The organism is Murimonas intestini (assembly GCF_024622195.1).
GTDB lineage: Bacteria > Bacillota > Clostridia > Lachnospirales > Lachnospiraceae > Murimonas > Murimonas intestini.
In genome coordinates, this window is sequence record NZ_JANKBI010000001.1 from 74,800 (window position 1) to 93,210 (window position 18,411).

Below are 18,411 nucleotides of genomic sequence, written 5' to 3' on the forward strand. Positions count from 1 at the left end.
GGGCAGTTTTTAATAAATCCTAAAAGTAATTGACAGAAGGCCCATAAAACATCTATAATAAAACGGATGTAACTATTCAGCAGGGGAGTATGCAAAATGAGAGTAATTGCAGGCAAGGCCAGAAGGCTGCCTTTAAAAACAGTTCCGGGGCTTGAGACCAGGCCTACTACGGACCGCATAAAAGAAACACTTTTTAACATGCTTCAGGATGAGATAGCGGACAGCCGTTTTCTGGATCTTTTTGCCGGCAGCGGCGGTATTGGCATTGAAGCGCTGAGCCGCGGGGCCGGGATGTCAGTCTTTGTAGAGAATAACCGCGCAGCGGCTGCGTGTATCAGGGAGAACCTGGCTTTTACAAGGCTGGAAGGACAGGCGGAGGTGATCACACAAGATGCGGTGAGCGCCATCAGGCGGATGGAGGGCAGGGAGCCCTTTGATATTATATTCATGGACCCGCCTTACAATAAAGGCCTTGAGGCGGAGGCGCTGTCAATCCTGAAGGATTCTTCCCTTGTGTCAGGGGACACTCTGATCATAGTGGAGACTGCCTTAAACGCTGATTGCAGCTATCTGGAAGAAATTGGCTACATACTGGAAAAGAGGAAAGAATACAAAACAAATGCCCATCTGTTTATCAGAAGGCAGAAGGAGTAAGAGATGAGAAAAGCTGTATATCCGGGAAGTTTTGATCCGGTGACCTTCGGTCATCTGGACGTTATCGCACGTTCAGCAGCTCTTGTGGATGAGCTGGTAGTTGGAGTTCTGGTCAATAACGTTAAAACACCGTTGTTTTCTGTGGAAGAACGTGTTAATATACTTTTAGAAGTCACGAAGGACATACCCAATGTCAGGGTTGAGTCCTTTTCAGGGCTGTCAGTTGATTTTGCGAAACAGCGCGGAGCCAAATTTATAGTAAGGGGGCTTCGGGCTATTACGGATTTCGACTATGAGCTGCAGATGTCCCAGACAAACCGGATACTGAATCCTGAAATTGATACTATCTTTTTGACCACAAGCCTTGAATATGCATATCTGAGTTCAACAACAGTTAAGGAAGTGGCGTCTTACGGCGGAGATATCTCTGAATTTGTCCCTGGAATCGTTGTGGACAAGATTTATAATAAAATCTGGGAGAAGCATGAAAAGTAAGTCAAAGACCTACAGAAATAAAAAATAAGGAGAGATAGAAATGAGCAGCAGAATTGAGCAGATTATTGAGGAAATCGAGGAATATGTAGACAGTTGTAAATTCCAGCCGCTGTCTTCTACTAAGATCGTTGTAAATAAAGAAGAGCTGGAAGAGTTATTGAGAGAGCTGCGTATGAAAACGCCGGATGAGATCAAAAGGTATCAGAAGATCATCAGCAATAAAGATGCTATTCTGGCTGACGCCCAGTCCAAGGCTGACAATATGATAGCGGAAGCCACCTCCCAGACACAGCAGATGATCACTGAGAGTGAAGTTATGCAGCAGGCTTATGCACAGTCAAATGAATTACTGGAAAAGACAAACCAGCAGGCACAGGAGATTCTCGACAACGCTACAAATGATGCAAACAGCATCCGTTTGGGCGCGCTTCAGTATGCTGATGAAATGCTCGAGAATTTAGAAAAGATCATGAGCCATACGATTGATACGGCAGGAGCTAAATACAATAATTTTATAAATTCTATCCAGTCCTGCTATGACATTGTCAATAAGAACCGCAGAGAGCTCTCCCCGCAGGCGCCTCCGTCCAGCTATACCACAGGCGGAAGCTATGAGGAAGCTCCTGAGTATGAAGAGGGAACACAGGCTGCAGCTGAAGAATAAGTAAGGACTGCTTTTGTACCGTGTGCAGCTGCGCATCCCCAGGAGACTTGCGGATAGGAATTTCCTATCCGTGAACAAAGATCAGCGCCAGCGTAAATGCGAGGGCGCTGATTATTATTTTAGATACAAGATATGGAAGTATCTTCAGATCAGTGCCATTTAACATGCTTTCAGTCTGTGCCAGGGCGGAGAGGCCTCCGAATGAGGTGACCGCTGCCAGGGCGGGGATGCACAGGGCATTTCCGGCAAAGGCCTCCGATACGGCTTGTATCCCTGTCGTCACTTCAGTGACGCCTGCGATGGAGGCGGCCCATATCCCGGAGAGGAAGGGCAGTTCACGGATGAGCCTGGCTATAATGGAAAACATGATAATATATGCCCCAAGTTTTGTAACAGTAATAACAGAATCCAGGATGCAGGCATCTATCAGTCCGAAATCAATCCGGACCGGGGATGCTTTTTCTTTGACTGTTTTTACTTCTTTTTTCATAAGGGGCCTGTACTTTGCCCCGCTGACCATACCGTAAAGGACAGGGGCGCCGAATATGATGACAAGGACAGGGCCCATCAGTTGCGGAGCTTTTATATTCTGCAGTACAAGAAAGGTGATCACAAATGCCGGACTCACATTGTTGCAGAAATTCAGCAAATAGGCAGCCTGGGCATGCCCCATCAGATCCTGGCGGCGCAGATCGGCGATGGTCTTGGCCCCCATGGGATATCCGCAGAAAAAGCCGGCCAGCAGAGAATATGTACCGTAGCTGTCTATGCCAAAAAGAAGCCGGCCAGCCGGAGTGAAAAAACGCATGAGCGATTTGATAAGGCCGCCTTTCATCAGGACGCCTGAGAGGATCATGAAAGGAAGCAGGGTGGGCACTACAGAGTCCATCCACAGGGCCAGCCCGTACCTGGCTCCCTCGAGGGAAGGCTGGGGAATAAAAAGAAGAAGCATTAAAAAGAAAGTGATACATGCAGGAAAAAGAAATTTTTTCACGGCCGGTTACCAGAGCCTTTTTGAAAAATGCTCTGAATTCCTTTTTTCTTACAGTCTATGCACAAGACATGTATTTTAGTGCACGAAGTGAAAAAGACGGGCTCATGTACTGAACAGATCTGTTCCGGCATATATTTATATGTATGTAAAGATAGTAACAGGAAAAGGTCTATGAAAAAATTCTTTATAAGATTGATTATGGCTATTCTGATGTGCCTCTGTATTGGGAGCGGGACCCAGCTGATGATGGTCCGGGGGAAGATCTACAATCTGAAACCTGGAGCAGCAGAGACGGCTGAATTCAGGAATATGGAAGTATATCCCCGGGCACTTGCAAAGGCAGAGGAAGCAGCAGGCCTGTACGGCTGCGGGATAGGAGAGACCTTAAGCGTCTGGCTTGTTCAGAACCGGTACAGCCTGAAAGGGGATGAAGAGCTGACACTGGATAATTTTGCCCTCTGGCGCGGTTACTTCAATTACTTCCGCAGAGAAGAATACGGAGAACTGAAAAAGGCCGCGGAGGCTGTGTGGAATGACCTTGTCTATTTTCCTGTGGCACATCTGGAGGGCGAGAAGGATGTCTCCTTTGACAATTCATGGATGTCTAAGAGAAATTATGGAGGGGAGCGCAGGCATGAGGGCACAGATGTGATGCCTCCCGGGAATAAAAGAGGTTACTACCCCATTGTCAGTATGACAGAAGGCGTTGTGGAAAAGGTGGGATGGCTGGAAAAGGGAGGGTGGCGTCTGGGGATCAGAAGTCCCCACGGAGGCTATTTTTATTATGCCCACCTCTCATCCTATGCGAAGGACTTTTCGCCCGGCGACAGTGTGAAAGCCGGAGAGCTGTTAGGGTTTATGGGGGACAGCGGGTACGGTAAGGAAGAGGGGACGACAGGCATGTTTGATGTGCATCTTCATCTGGGCATTTACATAAGTACTGAGCATTATGAAGAGATTTCAGTCAATCCGTACTGGGTGCTTCGTTATCTTGAAGGGCAGAAGTTGAAATATAAGTACGACTTGTGATATACTATATAGAATGGAAAAATTTTGTGACTGGCTGGTTACTGGATAGTTGCGAATATCAAGAATAGCAAGGAGACAGAATATGGAAATACAGTTATGGAGAGAAATACTCAATCCATACGAACTGGCAGTGAAAGAACTTACTGTAAAATTTGAACATCTGATACATGAACACAGGGACAGAGGGCTTTATTCTCCGATTGAGCAGGTTGTGGGAAGGGTAAAGGCGATTTCCAGCATACTCGAAAAGGCCCAGAAAAAGAAAATAGGGATAGATGAGATAGAAGAAAAGCTGGAGGATATTGCAGGAATACGTATCATTTGCCAGTTTGTAGAGGATATACAGAAGGTTGTGGAGATCATCCGCGGCCGCACAGATATGTCTGTAAAAAGCGAGAAGGATTATATTACCAACATGAAGGACAGCGGGTACAGGAGCTACCACATGATCGTCTACTATGAGGTTCAGACTCTCTCAGGAGGGAAACGGATCCAGGTGGAGATACAGATCAGGACACTGGCTATGAACTTCTGGTCCACTATAGAGCATTCCCTTCAGTATAAGTATAAGAGAAATATACCTGAGCATATCAGGCAGAAGCTGAGTAAGGCGGCAGATGCGATCATCGTGCTGGACAATGAGATGTCAACAGTCAGAAGTGAGATCATGGATGCGCAGAATTCCTTTCAGATACAGGCCAACCTTGTGTCAGACATCCTTAATAATATACAGAATCTCTATCATCTGGCAAACAAAAGAGAGATCGTCAAGATACAGGACGAATTTTACCGCATTTATGAATTGAATGACATAGAGCAGCTGCAGCGTTTCCATAAGCAGCTGGATATTATTGCTGAAGGCTACCGCGCCCAGTCGCTGGGGCATTGACAGACAGGGCTTAAGATAAAGGAGTTAAAATGAAACTGCCGGAAAAATATGTACAAGAGATAAAGGCCCTGCTGGGGGAAGAATACGGGGAATATGAAAAATGCCTGGAGGGCAGAAGCGCCTGCGGACTGCGGGTGAATAACGCTAAGATTTCCACGGAAGAATTCTTAAAGCTGACACCTTTTTCCATGTCACCTGTACCCTGGGTGGAAAATGGCTTTTACTATAATGAGGAGGATGCTCTGACAAAGCATCCTCATTACCATGCAGGCCTTTATTATATCCAGGAGCCAAGCGCTATGATCCCTGCAAGCCGTCTGCCGGTGGAGCATGGGGACAAGGTGCTTGATCTGTGTGCAGCTCCGGGAGGCAAGGCTACGGAGCTGGCGGCAAAGCTGGGAGGCACAGGCCTTCTTGTCGCCAATGATATAAGCAATTCCAGGGCAAAGGGGCTTTTAAAGAATCTGGAGATGGCAGGACACAGGAATATACTTGTCACAAGCGAAGCACCCAAACAGCTGTTGAATTATTTTCCTGAGTATTTTGATAAGATACTTGTGGATGCGCCCTGTTCAGGCGAGGGCATGTTCCGCAGAGATCCTTCTATGATAAAGAGCTATGAGGAAAAGGGGCCGGAAATTTATGCCCCTCTGCAGCAGGAGATACTCTCGGCAGCCATAAAGATGTTAAAGCCGGGCGGGATGCTTCTCTATTCCACCTGCACATTTTCAACGCTGGAAAATGAGAAAAATATACAGAAGGTTTTAGATGATAATCCTGAGATGGAGATTGCAGATATCCGCAAGGGGGATGGTTTCAGCGATGGGATAGCGGAGCCGGGTATGGATGAGCGGCTGAGCCGCTGCCTCAGGATCTGGCCCCACAGAGCCGGCGGGGAAGGGCATTTTGCAGCGCTGCTTCTGAAAGCCGGGAGTGCCGGAACCTCTAAAAGCAACAGGTCCCGGGAAGGGTCATCTTCTCAGGGAAAGGCCGAAGCCAGTTTCCTGGCATTTGCAGAAGATATCCCCTGGCTGCGGGAACATGATGGAAAGATAGATGTGAGAGATGAGAATCTTTATTTGATCCCCGGGCCTCTCTGCGATATCTCTATCCGGGGGCTGCGCTTCCTGCGCACAGGGCTGCTGCTTGGAACACAGAAAAAAGGGCGTTTTGAGCCGTCTCAGGCGCTGGCCATGTGCCTCAGACAGGAAGAGTACCCTAATTGTGTCTCTCTTGCAGGTGATTCCATTGAGGCCAGAAAGTATTTAAAAGGAGAGACTGTTCAGCTTCCGGGAATGTATTCCGGCTGGGTCCTGGTCTGTGCTGACGGGTATCCACTGGGATGGGCAAAGGGAATGCAGGGCGCGCTGAAGAATAAATATTATCCTGGATGGCGCATGCAATAAGACAAAAAGAGGAGCAGACAGATGAAAGAAGAACGGCTGGACAAATTCCTGGCAAATCAGGGGATAGGTACAAGAAGTGAGGTAAAGAAATATATAAGGCAGGGAGAGGTGTTTGTCAACGGCGCAGCAGTGAAGACACCTGAGCATAAAATAGACCCGCAGGCAGATGAAGTCAGCTGCCGGGGCGCGAGAGTAATAAAGAATGGTCCGGCCTATTATCTTTTTTACAAGCCGGCAGGATGTGTGACGGCTACAGAGGACGATTATTCCAGAACAGTGATGGATTATCTGGATGTTCCAAAGAAGGAGGATCTCTTCCCTGTGGGACGCCTGGACAAGGACACAGAGGGACTTCTGCTGATAACAGATGACGGCGCCCTGGCACACAAGCTCCTGTCGCCTAAAAAGCATGTGGATAAGACTTACTTTGCACTTGTCAGCGGAGAAGTGACCGGGGAGGATATAGAAGCGTTTGCATCGGGCCTGGATATTCAGGATGAGAAAGAGACAATGCCTGCAAAACTGAAGGTTTTGGGCATACAGCGCCGGGAAGAATGTGTGTATTCTGAGGTAGAGGTGACGATACAGGAGGGCAGGTACCATCAGGTAAAGAGAATGTTTGAGGCAGTGGGAAAGAAAGTCACTTACCTGAAACGTCTCTCCATGGGTACACTGACTCTTACGCTGGAGCTGGAGAAGGGCTGCTACAGGCCTCTGACTGATGAAGAAATTAAGGAGCTGCGGGCATGTATATGAAGAAAAAAGGAATACTGGATAACATAAAGGCTGTTATTTTTGATTTAGACGGGACACTGGTGGACTCTATGTGGATGTGGAAGGACATCGATATTGAATATCTGGGGAAATATCATCTGTCCCTGCCGGAGAGCCTGCAGCAGGATATAGAAGGCATGAGTTTTACAGAGACAGCCGCATATTTTAAAGAAAATTTTGACCTTCCAAGGACTCTTGAGGAGATCAAGCAGGACTGGATGGATATGGCATATGAGAAATACAGGTATCACGTCCCACTAAAGCCTGGGGCCGGACACTTCCTGGAGGATATGCACTCCAGGGATATCCGCATGGGAATCGCCACAAGCAATGGACGGGGCCTTGTAGACGCTGTGCTGGAAGCCAGAAAACTGGGCGGGTATTTTCATTCTGTCTGCACTGCCTGTGAGGTGGCGAAGGGAAAGCCGTCACCTGACATTTATCTGAAGGTAGCTTCAGACCTGGATGTAAAGCCGGAAAACTGTCTTGTATTTGAAGATATCCCTATGGGAATACTGGCAGGGAAGAATGCAGGTATGTCAGTATGTGCAGTAGAGGATGAATTCTCAGCACACCAGCGGGATAAGAAGCGTGCCTGGGCAGATTATTATATCGAAACTTATGATGACATTTATACGAACACCTATGAGGTATTAGGAAATGAATAACAGATTTTTGCCTGTTTCTAAAGAAGATATGCTAAGGCAGGGAATTGAACAGCTGGATTTTGTATATGTGACGGGGGATGCCTATGTAGACCACCCTTCCTTTGCACATGCTGTCATCAGCCGTGTCCTGGAGTCAAATGGCTACAGTGTTGGTATTCTGGCCCAGCCGGACTGGAAGAACAAGGACAGCATCCTGGCTTTGGGAGAGCCGCGGCTGGGTTTTCTTGTGTCTGCCGGAAATATGGATTCCATGGTGAACCATTACAGCGTGTCAAAAAAGCGGAGGAAGGCAGATGCATTCAGCCCGGGCGGGGTGATGGGAAAGCGGCCTGACAATGCTACCATCGTATACTGCAATCTGATACGCCAGGCTTTCAGGCATAAGCCCATTATTATCGGGGGGATAGAGGCCAGCCTGCGCAGAATGGCCCATTATGACTATTGGAGCGATTCCCTGAAGCGTTCCATCCTGCTGGATTCAGGAGCCGACCTGATCTCCTACGGGATGGGGGAGCGCTCTGTGGTGGAGATCGCGGATGCCCTGAAAAGCGGCATCGCCGTATCTGATATTACTTTCATAAACGGCACTGTCTTTAAAACAAGGAGGATAGAGGATGTCTATGACTATGAGCTTCTTCCCTCCTATGATGAATTAAAGGCCGACAAGCTTAACTATGCCAGAAGCTTTTATACACAATACTGTAATACAGATCCTTTTTCCGGGAAGAGGCTTGCAGAGCCGTATGGGGGCAGCCTTTATATAGTTCAGAATCCGCCTGCCGCGCCGCTGACACAGGCTGAGATGGACCGGATCTACTCACTTCCCTACCAGAGAACATGGCATCCTGACTATGACAGCGCCGGCGGGGTCCCGGCTATTGAAGAAGTAAAGTTCAGCCTGGTGAGCAACCGGGGATGCTTCGGGGGCTGCAGTTTCTGTGCCCTGACCTTCCACCAGGGGAGGATCGTCCAGACAAGAAGCCATGAATCCCTTTTAAGGGAAGCAGAAAAATTCATCTGGGAACCTGATTTTAAAGGATATATACATGATGTGGGAGGTCCCACAGCCAACTTCAGGCAGCCGGCGTGCGATAAGCAGCTGACAAAGGGGGCATGTCCCAAAAAGCAATGCCTGTATCCCCGGCCATGCAGAAATCTGAAGATAGACCACAGTGATTACCTGAGCCTGCTGCAAAAGCTGCGCGCTCTGCCAAAGGTGAAAAAGGTATTTATCCGTTCGGGGATCAGATTTGATTATCTCATCCATGACAAGGATGATTCTTTCTTCAGAGAGCTTGTGGAGCACCATGTGAGCGGCCAGCTGAAGGTGGCCCCGGAGCACATTTCTGATAAGGTGCTCTGCAGGATGGGAAAACCTGAAAATGAAGTATACAGGAAGTTTGTCAGTAAATATAAGGAACTGAATGAGAAAGCCGGAAAAAAACAGTTCCTGGTTCCATATCTGATGTCCTCACATCCCGGTTCTACCCTGAAGGAAGCCGTAGAGCTGGCTGAATATCTGCGCGATCTTGGGTATATGCCTGAACAGGTACAGGATTTTTATCCCACGCCTTCTACGATCTCTACATGTATGTATTATACAGGTGTGGATCCCAGAACAATGGAAAAGGTCTATGTGCCGGTTAACCCCCATGAGAAGGCTATGCAGAGGGCGCTAATACAGTACAGGAATCCTAAAAACAGAGAGCTTGTGGAAGAGGCTCTGAAGAAGGCGGGAAGAACAGATCTTATAGGCTATGACAGAAAATGCCTTATAAGGCCGGTGGCAGGAGCCACAGGCAGAGATTACGGCAGGCAGGAGATAAAGCCCCGCCCGGCTAAGAAGAAGACTATCAGGAACGTGCACCGTAAAAAAGGGCAGGTATCCCGCAGCAAGTGATATGGAGGAAAATATGAAGATTGCGATTATCACTGGAGCCTCTTCGGGGCTTGGATTAGAGTTTACAAGACAGATATCCCTTCTTTACCATAAGTTGGATGAAATATGGGTGATCGCCAGAAATTCTAAAAAGCTGGAGTCAATGTCCATACATGTATCTGGAAAAATAAGGCCGTTACCCCTTGACCTCTGCTCAGATGAGGGCAGAGAGCGCCTGCGCGCAGAGCTGAAGAAAAATAATGCCAAGATAAAGATCCTTGTCAATGCTGCCGGTATAGGGAAGATAGGGCAGTTTGTACAGCTTTCGTGGGAACCGCAGCAGGAGATGATACGGCTGGATGCCGAGGCGCTGACAGCTGTCACATACCTCTGCCTTCCGTTTATGAGAAGGGGAAGCAGGATCATCCAGATGGCTTCTGCGGCGGCCTTTCTGCCGCAGCCGGGCTTCGCTGTGTATGCGGCAGCCAAATCCTATGTCTTAAGTTTCTCCAGAGCGCTTAGGGCAGAGGTATATGACAGGGGAATAACAGTGACTGCTGTGTGTCCCGGTCCGGTAGACACTCCTTTCTTTGATAAAGCAGAAGAGGTAAGCCATATGCCTGCATATAAGAAAAAATTTATGGCACAGCCTGGGGAAGTGGCGGCAAAAGCAGTCAGGGACGCGGCGGCAGGAAGAGAGCTGTCAGTATACGGGGCATCAATGAAGGCCCTGGCCATAGCTGCAAAACTGCTGCCTGTAAAAATGCTGGTCATGGGAAGCCAGTATCTGGACCACCTTCATAATGGAGCTGAAAGGAAGTAAATACAGAATGAAAAAATTAAAGATCAGCAAAGGAAAACCGGGATATATCCACTCACAGAAAATAAAAAGAAGTATTATAACAGCAGTCCTTTTTGCGATTCCCCTGGGAATCTTCTTTATAGGGCTGTTTGAAACTAAGACAAGGCTGAATCTTTTTACCTTCGTGGCAATCCTAGGCTGCCTGCCGGCTGCCCGCTCTGCTGTAGGCATGATCATGATGCTTATGCAGAAACCACTTGACCGGGAAGTCTATGAAAAGATCAGGAAGAGAGCAGGAGATCTGACTATGGCATATGAGCTTGTCATCACTGCCTACGATAAAAATACTCCCATAGAGGCCATTGCAGTCTGCGGCCCACATGTGGTAGGATATACCACAAAGGCTAATGCAGACTGCGCCTATGTGGAGAAACATATCCGGGATATTCTGAAGGGGAATGGATACCGGGAGGATGTAAAGCTTTTTAAAGACCTGAAGCCTTTTCTGGACCGCATCGGTGGTCTGGCAGCCCGCAGGGCGGAGATTGAGGAAGGTATAGAATTTACTCCAAATGAAACATATCCTGACCTTGGCAGGAGTGAAGTTATCAAGCATACAATCATGGCAATATCATTATAAGGGCACAAAGAGAGGAGAGTATACGGATGAACAGGGAGATCAGATTCAAGACAGCAGTATTCGGCGGATATAACAAAGATGATGTAGATGACCAGATATCAAAGCTGCTCTATGAAGCCAAAGGAGAGGCAAATGAGCTGGCCAGAAAGCTGGAAAAGCAGGAGGCTGCAAAGGAAGAGATGGAAAAAGAGCTGCGCCAGCAGCTTTCAAAAAAAGAGGTCGAGTGTTCCAGGCTGCGCACCCTTGTGGAGCTCTCCCAGAAGGAGCAGGCATCCATGGAGAAGGAGCTGGAGCGCATCAAAGCAGAGTCTGCCGGCCTGGAGGCTGATTATCATAAGTATAAAGAGGACTACTTAAGCATCTCCAAGCAGCTGGTGGATGCCCAGAAGAGGGCGGACCAGATGCTGACCGAGGCGGCAGCCCGCCAGAAAGAGCTGACGGCGCGCACAGAGAAAGAGCTGCTGAAAAAGAAAGAGAAGGTAAACCGTGAGATAGAGGACTGCATCAATGAAGGGGAGATGCAGTATGAGAAGCTCCATATAAAGATGCAGGAGATACTCAGCATTATGAATAACACCCAGGCCAGGTTCCTGAATGCCTACAAGGATATGCAGAGAGTGATAGAGAGCGCTCCCGACCAGCTTTACTTTCTGGATGACGAAGAGGAGCTGGATTAGCAGGCAAAGGATGAGAAGATGAAATTAATAAAGGTAACACAAAATGAGGCCGGACAGAGGCTGGACAAGCTGCTGGCCAAATATCTGAACAAGGCTCCAAAGAGTTTTCTGTATAAAATGCTCAGAAAGAAGAATATCACATTAAACGGCAGAAAGGCCGCCGGAAATGAGAAGACAGAGGTGGGAGATGAGATCAGGCTGTTTCTCTCAGATGAGACTGTGGATTCTTTTACAGAGAATATAAAGGCCGTAGATCAAGCAAAGGCAGTGAAGATGGACGGGATGCCGGAGATCATTTATGAGGACGGGCATATAGTTCTGATAAATAAGCCGGCGGGAATGCTCTCCCAGAAGGCTGCGGCATCTGATGTCTCGCTTGTGGAATATCTGATCTCCTATCTGCTCAGGAAAGGTGATATCACTGAGGAAACATTGAAAAGCTTCCGCCCGTCTGTCTGCAACAGGCTTGACAGGAACACCAGCGGGATCGTGGCGGCCGGGAAAAGTCTTCCTGCTCTTCAGATCATGGCGGAGGTATTCAAGGACAGAAGCATACATAAGGATTATCTGACCCTTGTCTGGGGACATATTGACGGGACCAGGAAGATACAGGGATATCTGAAAAAAGATAAGGCCAGGAACCAGGTCGTGATCAGCAGCAGGATGTCAGAGGGGGCGCTCCCCATCTCCACAGAGTACACACCTGTATGTGAGTCTCAAAAAGTGACACTTTTAAAAGTGAGGCTGATAACTGGACGGTCCCACCAGATCAGGGCACATCTGGCATCTGTGGGGCATCCTATTCTGGGAGATGCCAAATACGGGGATGCTGTGCAGAATCTTACATTGAAAAAAGCTGCGGGAGTCACACACCAGCTTCTGCATTCATACAGGCTGCAGATGCCGTCAGATCTGCCAGGGCCTCTGGAATATCTGAGCGGGAAGACATTTTATGCTGCACCCCCGGAAAATTTCTGCCGGGCTGCGGGCAGTTTTGGGATAAAAATAGATCAGTCAATGTTCGGTGAGGATGGGATATAAGATGGCAACATGGAATTCAAGAGGACTGAGGGGATCCACACTGGAGGATCTGATCAACCGCTCAAATGAGCAGTACCTGGAAAAGGGGCTGGCGCTGATCCAGAAGATCCCCACCCCGATCACACCAATTAAAATAGATAAAGAAAACCGCCATATTACCCTGGCTTATTTTGAGCAGAAGAGTACTGTGGATTATATAGGCGCCGTTCAGGGAATTCCCGTGTGCTTTGACGCGAAGGAATGCAGCAGCGATACATTTGCCCTTCAGAATATCCACGAGCATCAGGTGGCTTTTATGGAGGCTTTTGAAAAGCAGGGAGGCATTTCTTTTTTAATTCTGTATTTTACTTCCCGGGACGAGATCTTTTATCTTCCATATGATAAAATGCGATTCTTCTGGGACAGGGCAAAGGATGGAGGAAGAAAAAGCTTCTGTTATGGGGAGCTTGATGTGAACTGGTGCCTGAAAAGCGGCCATGGAATTCTCGTACCCTATCTGGATGCCCTGCAAAAAGATTTGGAGCGGAGGGATTGACATTTGTCCGGCAGTCCAGTATAATTGTAGCATTATTTAATATGCTAACAAATTATCACTGTAAAGTAATAAAGTGAAACGCAGCGAATCAGAAAGGATTATGTCATGAAGCATAAATTATTACATACACCGGAAGGTGTCAGGGATATCTACAATGACGAGTGTGAGCGGAAGCTCAATCTGCAGGACAGGCTAAGGAAGGTTTTGAAGTCCTATGGCTGCCGTGATATAGAGACTCCCACTTTTGAATTTTTTGACGTATTTTCAAAAGAAGTCGGGACAGTCTCATCAAAGGAGCTCTATAAGTTTTTTGACAGGGAAGGGAATACGCTGGTACTCAGGCCGGATATCACGCCCTCTATTGCAAGGGCGGCGGCCAAATATTTTGAGGAAGATGATATGCCCGCAAGACTGTGTTATACCGGCAATACATTTATTAATAATTCAAGCTACCAGGGGCGCTTAAAAGAGACTACGCAGCTGGGGGCAGAGCTGATCGGGGATAACAGCCCTCAGGCAGACGGTGAGATCATCGCCATGGTCATTGACAGCCTTCTTTGTGCAGGCCTTACTGAATTCCAGGTGAGCGTGGGTCATGTAGACTTTTATAAGAGCCTTTTTCTGGAAGCAGGTTTTAATGAAGAGCAGGAGGAGACACTCAGGGAACTGATCTCTAATAAAAATAATTTTGGAGTGGAGGAATTCCTTGAAAATCTCCCTGTGAGCCGGGAACTCTCAGCCCTCTTCGCAAAGCTTCCCAGTCTGTTCGGGTCAGCAGTGATACTGGATGAGGCGGAAGCCATGACCTCAAATGAGGGGGCAATAAAAGCCATCACACGTCTCAGGGAGATATACAGGATCGTGTCTGCATACGGGCTGGAGAGATATATTTCGTTTGATCTTGGAATGCTCAATAAATATATGTACTATACAGGTGTGATCTTCAGAGGATATACTTTTGGCACAGGTGACGCTGTCATCAAAGGCGGAAGATACGACAGGCTGCTGGGACACTTTGGGAAAGAAGCCCCGTCCATCGGATTTGTTGTCATGGTGGACCAGCTTTTAAATACCCTCTCCAGGCAGAAGATAAACCTTCCTTCAGAAGAAAATAAAGTGCTTGTGTGCTGCGAGCCCGGGCTCGAGATGGATTCTGTAGCTCTCTCAAAGAAGCTTCGGCAGGAAGGAATGTCAGTCACCCTGCTTTCCCTGGCAGAGGGGCGTGACATCTTCTCCTTTGCCGCCAGGAACCATCTCACAAGGATCTGGCATCTTTGCAAAGATGGAAGGACAGTATGCAGCCGTATGACAGAGGTCGGCACGTGGGAGGAAGAAAAATGAGATATTTGACATTTGCCCTGGGAAAGGGGCGCCTGGCAAAAAAGACACTGGAGCTTTTTGAAAAGATCGGCATCACATGTGAGGAGATGAAGGATCCTGACTCCAGGAAACTGATTTTTGTGAATGAAGAACTGAAACTGAAATTTTTCCTCTCCAAGGGACCGGATGTGCCTACTTATGTGGAGTATGGAGCTGCTGATATAGGTGTGGTAGGCAAGGATACGATCCTGGAGGAACAGAGGAAGCTCTATGAGGTGCTGGATCTGGGATTCGGGAAATGCAGGATGTGTGTCTGCGGTCCTGCCGGAGCCAGGAAGCTGCTGAAGCATCAGGAGCTTATCAGGGTGGCAACAAAATATCCGAATATTGCCAAAGATTATTTTTATAACCAGAAGCATCAGACAGTAGAGATCATCAAGCTCAATGGTTCGATTGAGCTGGCGCCTATAGTCGGGCTTTCGGAAGTTATCGTGGATATAGTGGAGACCGGCAGCACACTCCGTGAGAACGGCCTGGAGGTCTTAGAGGAGATCTGCCCGCTCTCAGCCAGAGTCGTGGTAAACCAGGTCAGCATGAAGATGGAGAACGAACGCATTGCCAGGATACTGACAGATCTTAAATCTGTAATATAAGGAGGAAGCTTGTATGCGTACAGTGAGATTGACGAAGGAGACAAGAAATAACCTTCTGGAAGATCTTTTAAAAAGAAGCCCCAACAGCTATGGGGAGTATGAAGGCCGTGTGGCCGAGATCGTGGAGGCGGTAAAAGAAAAAGGGGATGCAGCTCTTTTTGAATATACACAGCGTTTTGACGGGGCCAGGATAGATGCCTCAAATGTAATGGTGACAGAGGCGGAGATCGCGGAAGCATATGAAAAAACAGATCCGGCCCTTGTGGAAGTCATCAGAAAAGCCCTTGTCAATATCAGGGCTTATCATGAGAAGCAGCGCCAGTACAGCTGGTTTGATTCCAGGCCTGACGGGACTATGCTGGGACAAAAGGTGACAGCTCTGGCAGCTGCCGGTGTCTATGTTCCGGGAGGCAAGGCTGTCTACCCCTCTTCTGTACTCATGAATATTCTTCCGGCCAAGGTGGCTGGCGTAGATAAGATCATCATGGTGACGCCTCCGGGCAGAGACGGAAAGGTAAATCCCTCCACACTTGTGGCAGCCCATGAGGCGGGGGCGGATGAGGTCTACAAAGCGGGAGGCGCCCAGGCGGTAGCCGCCATGGCTTTTGGAACTGAAAGCATCCCGAAGGTAGATAAGATCGTGGGACCCGGCAATATCTATGTGGCGCTTGCCAAAAAGGCAGTATACGGGCATGTGAGTATTGACTCCATCGCCGGCCCAAGCGAGATCCTGGTACTGGCAGATGAGACGGCCAATCCCAGGTTTGTGGCTGCAGACCTGCTCTCCCAGGCAGAGCATGATGAGATGGCCTCAGCCATACTCATCACCACAAGTGAAGAGCTGGCGGCAAAAGTATCCATGGAGGTGGACGGCTTCCTGAGAGAGCTGTCAAGGAGAGAGATCATTGAGAAGTCACTGGACAATTACGGATACATACTGCTGGCAGAGAGTCTGGAAGAGGCAATAGAGACAGCAAATGAGATTGCAAGTGAACACCTGGAGATCGTGACAAAGAATCCGTTTGAGGTAATGACAAAGATCCGCAATGCGGGAGCTATTTTTATCGGGGAATACAGCAGCGAACCTCTTGGCGATTACTTTGCGGGGCCGAACCATGTACTTCCCACAAACGGAACAGCCAAATTTTTCTCACCCCTGGGTGTGGATGATTTTGTCAAAAAATCCAGTATCATCTATTACTCTAAAGAGGCGCTTGATCCCATACACAAGGACATCATACAGTTTGCCACATCTGAACAGCTGACCGCCCATGCAAACTCTATCAGGGTACGTTTTGAAGGGGAGGATAAAGATGAATAATCCATCCAGAACAGCCACGGTGGAGCGCAATACAAAAGAGACGAAAATCACCATGTGCCTGGATCTTGACGGAAACGGAAAAGCCAAGATCAGAACAGGCATCGGATTTTTTGACCATATGCTGGAAGGCTTTTCACGTCACGGCTTCTTTGACATGAAGCTGGATGTCCAGGGAGATCTGTGTGTGGACTGTCACCACACTATTGAGGATACGGGAATAGTGCTTGGCAATGCCATCAGGGAAGCAGCAGGTGACAAGACCGGGATACGCCGTTACGGGAGCCAGATCCTGCCCATGGATGAGGTTCTGGTTATCTGCGCAGTAGATCTGTGCGGGAGGCCGTATCTGTCATTTGACGCCGAATTCCCCGTAGAAAGAGTGGGAGAGATGGATACAGAGATGGTAAAAGAATTTTTCTATGCCGTCTCCTACAGCGCAGGCATGAACCTGCATATCAAGGTTCTCACTCCGGGCAACGGCCACCATATGATCGAAGCGATGTTCAAGGCATTTGCCAAAGCATTGGATGCGGCTCTGTCAAAGGACGGGCGTATCACAGATGTACTCTCAACGAAAGGAAGTTTATAATATGCAGAAGAAATTTGTCCCTTACCTGTTTCTGAAGGACGGCAGGGCAGTAAAAGATTTTCATGATCCGGCACTCTTTGAGGATGGGGATCCCATTCGTCTGGCCAGACAATATGACCACAACGGAGCTGACGAACTTGTTGTGTTTGATCTGTCAGAAGGCGATGGGGAACATGAGGCAGCCATAGCCCTGATAAAGGAAATCGTGCGCCAGACAGATCTTCCGATCATGGCCGGGGGACATATTAACCGCCTGGAAGATGTAAAAAAACTGATCTATGCAGGAGCCAGAAAGGTATTTCTGAATTTTGCAAGACAGGATAACATAGAATTGCTGGAAGAGGCTTCAAAGAGATTCGGAAAAAATAAGATGTGTGTCTGCACGGAGAATCTCTCTGTCCTGAATACAAAGAAAGAACTGATCGAGGAATTTGCCTCAGAGGTGCTCCTGCTTGCGGACGGTGTGAATATCAAGGAAGCGGACCACAAACTTACAGCGCCCATCCTGCCGTTTTCACGCCGCATGGATCCTGAGGGAGCATTAAAGCTGCTGGAATCAGATGGCATCAGCGGTATCTGCTGCACAGTTCTGACAGCGTCTGACTTTCCTGTCATGGAGCTGAAGGCTGCTGCAAAGGAAGCCGGCCTGTCCGTGAATACATTTGAAAGCTCCCTGAGCTTCACGGAATTCAAGTTAAACAGCGACGGGCTGATTCCTGTCATCACCCAGGATTATAAGACAGGGGAAGTCCTGATGCTGGCATATATGAACAGGGAAGCCTTCGATATAACTATCAAGACAGGGCGGATGACATATTACAGCAGGAGCAGAAGTGAACTCTGGGTAAAGGGTCTGACCTCAGGCCACTTCCAGTATGTCAAGGAGCTGTCTGTGGATTGTGACAGAGATACACTGCTGGCCAGGGTGGCACAGATCGGCGCTGCCTGCCATACAGGGAACAGGAGCTGTTTCTACACAAACCTTGTCAAAAAAGATTATGATGACACAAATCCTATGAAGGTGTTCGAAAATGTATTTGCAGTCATTGAAGACCGCAGACAGAATCCGAAAGAAGGGTCATATACAAATTATCTGTTCGATAAGGGGATTGACAAGATATTAAAGAAAGTGGGAGAAGAAGCCACAGAGATCATCATAGCTGCCAAAAATCCTGATCCGGAAGAAATCAAATACGAGATTTCTGATTTCCTTTATCATGTCATGGTACTGATGGCTGAAAAAGGGGTGACATGGGAAGATATCACAAGAGAACTCGCCAGGAGATGATAATTTCTGCTGCCCGCAGCTCCGTGACCAGATACATATTCCTGTACTAATACATGTCCCTGTGGCATAGGATTTATAAAAAGCAGGTTATGA

At 48.1% G+C, this 18,411-nt stretch carries 19 protein-coding genes and 1 pseudogene; 19 read left to right on the forward strand and 1 reads right to left on the reverse strand.

What is annotated here, in order from left to right; translation table 11 throughout:
* Positions 1 to 93: 93 nt before the first annotated feature.
* The 3 genes and pseudogenes from rsmD to NSB28_RS00360 all read left to right on the forward strand — a co-directional run.
* Positions 94 to 654 (forward strand): annotated as a pseudogene (rsmD, locus tag NSB28_RS00350) (16S rRNA (guanine(966)-N(2))-methyltransferase RsmD); the annotation flags it as partial.
* Between the two features lie 3 nt (positions 655 to 657).
* Positions 658 to 1,149 carry a pantetheine-phosphate adenylyltransferase gene (coaD, locus tag NSB28_RS00355; protein WP_109624734.1) on the forward strand — a complete coding sequence of 164 codons (492 nt, stop codon included), beginning with the start codon at positions 658 to 660 and terminating at the stop codon, positions 1,147 to 1,149.
* A 40-nt stretch (positions 1,150 to 1,189) separates the two neighbouring features.
* Complete coding sequence (locus tag NSB28_RS00360; protein WP_109624733.1) at positions 1,190 to 1,813, forward strand: ATPase; 624 nt, start codon at positions 1,190 to 1,192, stop codon at positions 1,811 to 1,813.
* A 64-nt stretch (positions 1,814 to 1,877) separates the two neighbouring features.
* Here the strand turns inward: NSB28_RS00360 and NSB28_RS00365 are convergent, their stop codons facing one another.
* Positions 1,878 to 2,807, reverse strand: a complete 930-nt coding sequence (locus NSB28_RS00365; RefSeq protein WP_257497353.1) for a hypothetical protein — start codon at positions 2,805 to 2,807, stop codon at positions 1,878 to 1,880.
* A gap of 171 nt (positions 2,808 to 2,978) precedes the next feature.
* Here NSB28_RS00365 and NSB28_RS00370 point away from each other — a divergent pair, with 171 nt between their 5' ends.
* The 16 genes from NSB28_RS00370 (at position 2,979) to hisIE (ending at position 18,318) form a co-directional block, all read left to right on the forward strand.
* Positions 2,979 to 3,836: a M23 family metallopeptidase gene (locus NSB28_RS00370; protein WP_257497354.1), complete on the forward strand. Its 858-nt coding sequence runs from the start codon at positions 2,979 to 2,981 to the stop codon at positions 3,834 to 3,836.
* Between the two features lie 82 nt (positions 3,837 to 3,918).
* Positions 3,919 to 4,725 (forward strand): GTP pyrophosphokinase, encoded by an 807-nt coding sequence (locus NSB28_RS00375; RefSeq protein ID WP_109624730.1) that lies wholly within the window; start codon positions 3,919 to 3,921, stop codon positions 4,723 to 4,725.
* A 29-nt stretch (positions 4,726 to 4,754) separates the two neighbouring features.
* A complete protein-coding gene (locus NSB28_RS00380; protein ID WP_109624729.1) occupies positions 4,755 to 6,131 on the forward strand; it encodes an RsmF rRNA methyltransferase first C-terminal domain-containing protein in 1,377 nt (458 codons plus the stop codon).
* Positions 6,132 to 6,152: 21 nt separating this feature from the next.
* Entirely contained in the window at positions 6,153 to 6,887 is a 735-nt protein-coding gene (locus NSB28_RS00385; RefSeq protein WP_109624728.1) for a pseudouridine synthase, read from the forward strand.
* Positions 6,884 to 7,573 (forward strand): HAD family hydrolase, encoded by a 690-nt coding sequence (locus tag NSB28_RS00390; RefSeq protein WP_109624831.1) that lies wholly within the window; start codon positions 6,884 to 6,886, stop codon positions 7,571 to 7,573. Before NSB28_RS00385 ends, NSB28_RS00390 begins: the two co-directional genes overlap by 4 nt.
* On the forward strand, positions 7,566 to 9,473 hold the full coding sequence (locus NSB28_RS00395; RefSeq protein ID WP_109624727.1) for a YgiQ family radical SAM protein: 1,908 nt from the start codon (positions 7,566 to 7,568) through the stop codon (positions 9,471 to 9,473). Before NSB28_RS00390 ends, NSB28_RS00395 begins: the two co-directional genes overlap by 8 nt.
* Positions 9,474 to 9,486: 13 nt before the next feature.
* Positions 9,487 to 10,275 (forward strand): SDR family NAD(P)-dependent oxidoreductase, encoded by a 789-nt coding sequence (locus NSB28_RS00400; RefSeq protein ID WP_109624726.1) that lies wholly within the window; start codon positions 9,487 to 9,489, stop codon positions 10,273 to 10,275.
* 7 nt (positions 10,276 to 10,282) lie between these two features.
* Positions 10,283 to 10,894, forward strand: coding sequence for a hypothetical protein (locus NSB28_RS00405; protein WP_109624830.1), 612 nt, complete (start codon positions 10,283 to 10,285; stop codon positions 10,892 to 10,894).
* Between the two features lie 26 nt (positions 10,895 to 10,920).
* Positions 10,921 to 11,571 (forward strand): hypothetical protein, encoded by a 651-nt coding sequence (locus tag NSB28_RS00410; RefSeq protein ID WP_109624725.1) that lies wholly within the window; start codon positions 10,921 to 10,923, stop codon positions 11,569 to 11,571.
* An 18-nt stretch (positions 11,572 to 11,589) separates the two neighbouring features.
* Positions 11,590 to 12,612, forward strand: a complete 1,023-nt coding sequence (locus NSB28_RS00415) for an RluA family pseudouridine synthase (RefSeq protein WP_109624724.1) — start codon at positions 11,590 to 11,592, stop codon at positions 12,610 to 12,612.
* Position 12,613: 1 nt separating this feature from the next.
* Positions 12,614 to 13,147 carry a Holliday junction resolvase RecU gene (locus NSB28_RS00420; RefSeq protein ID WP_109624723.1) on the forward strand — a complete coding sequence of 178 codons (534 nt, stop codon included), beginning with the start codon at positions 12,614 to 12,616 and terminating at the stop codon, positions 13,145 to 13,147.
* A gap of 105 nt (positions 13,148 to 13,252) precedes the next feature.
* A complete protein-coding gene (gene hisZ, locus NSB28_RS00425; protein WP_109624722.1) occupies positions 13,253 to 14,488 on the forward strand; it encodes an ATP phosphoribosyltransferase regulatory subunit in 1,236 nt (411 codons plus the stop codon).
* Positions 14,485 to 15,120: an ATP phosphoribosyltransferase gene (hisG, locus tag NSB28_RS00430; RefSeq protein ID WP_109624721.1), complete on the forward strand. Its 636-nt coding sequence runs from the start codon at positions 14,485 to 14,487 to the stop codon at positions 15,118 to 15,120. The genes hisZ and hisG overlap by 4 nt, the downstream gene beginning before the upstream one ends.
* Before the next feature lie 13 nt (positions 15,121 to 15,133).
* Positions 15,134 to 16,441: a histidinol dehydrogenase gene (hisD, locus tag NSB28_RS00435; protein WP_109624720.1), complete on the forward strand. Its 1,308-nt coding sequence runs from the start codon at positions 15,134 to 15,136 to the stop codon at positions 16,439 to 16,441.
* Positions 16,434 to 17,030 (forward strand): imidazoleglycerol-phosphate dehydratase HisB, encoded by a 597-nt coding sequence (hisB, locus tag NSB28_RS00440; protein ID WP_257497355.1) that lies wholly within the window; start codon positions 16,434 to 16,436, stop codon positions 17,028 to 17,030. The genes hisD and hisB overlap by 8 nt, the downstream gene beginning before the upstream one ends.
* Position 17,031: 1 nt before the next feature.
* On the forward strand, positions 17,032 to 18,318 hold the full coding sequence (gene hisIE, locus NSB28_RS00445) for a bifunctional phosphoribosyl-AMP cyclohydrolase/phosphoribosyl-ATP diphosphatase HisIE (protein WP_109624718.1): 1,287 nt from the start codon (positions 17,032 to 17,034) through the stop codon (positions 18,316 to 18,318).
* Positions 18,319 to 18,411 lie beyond the last annotated feature (93 nt).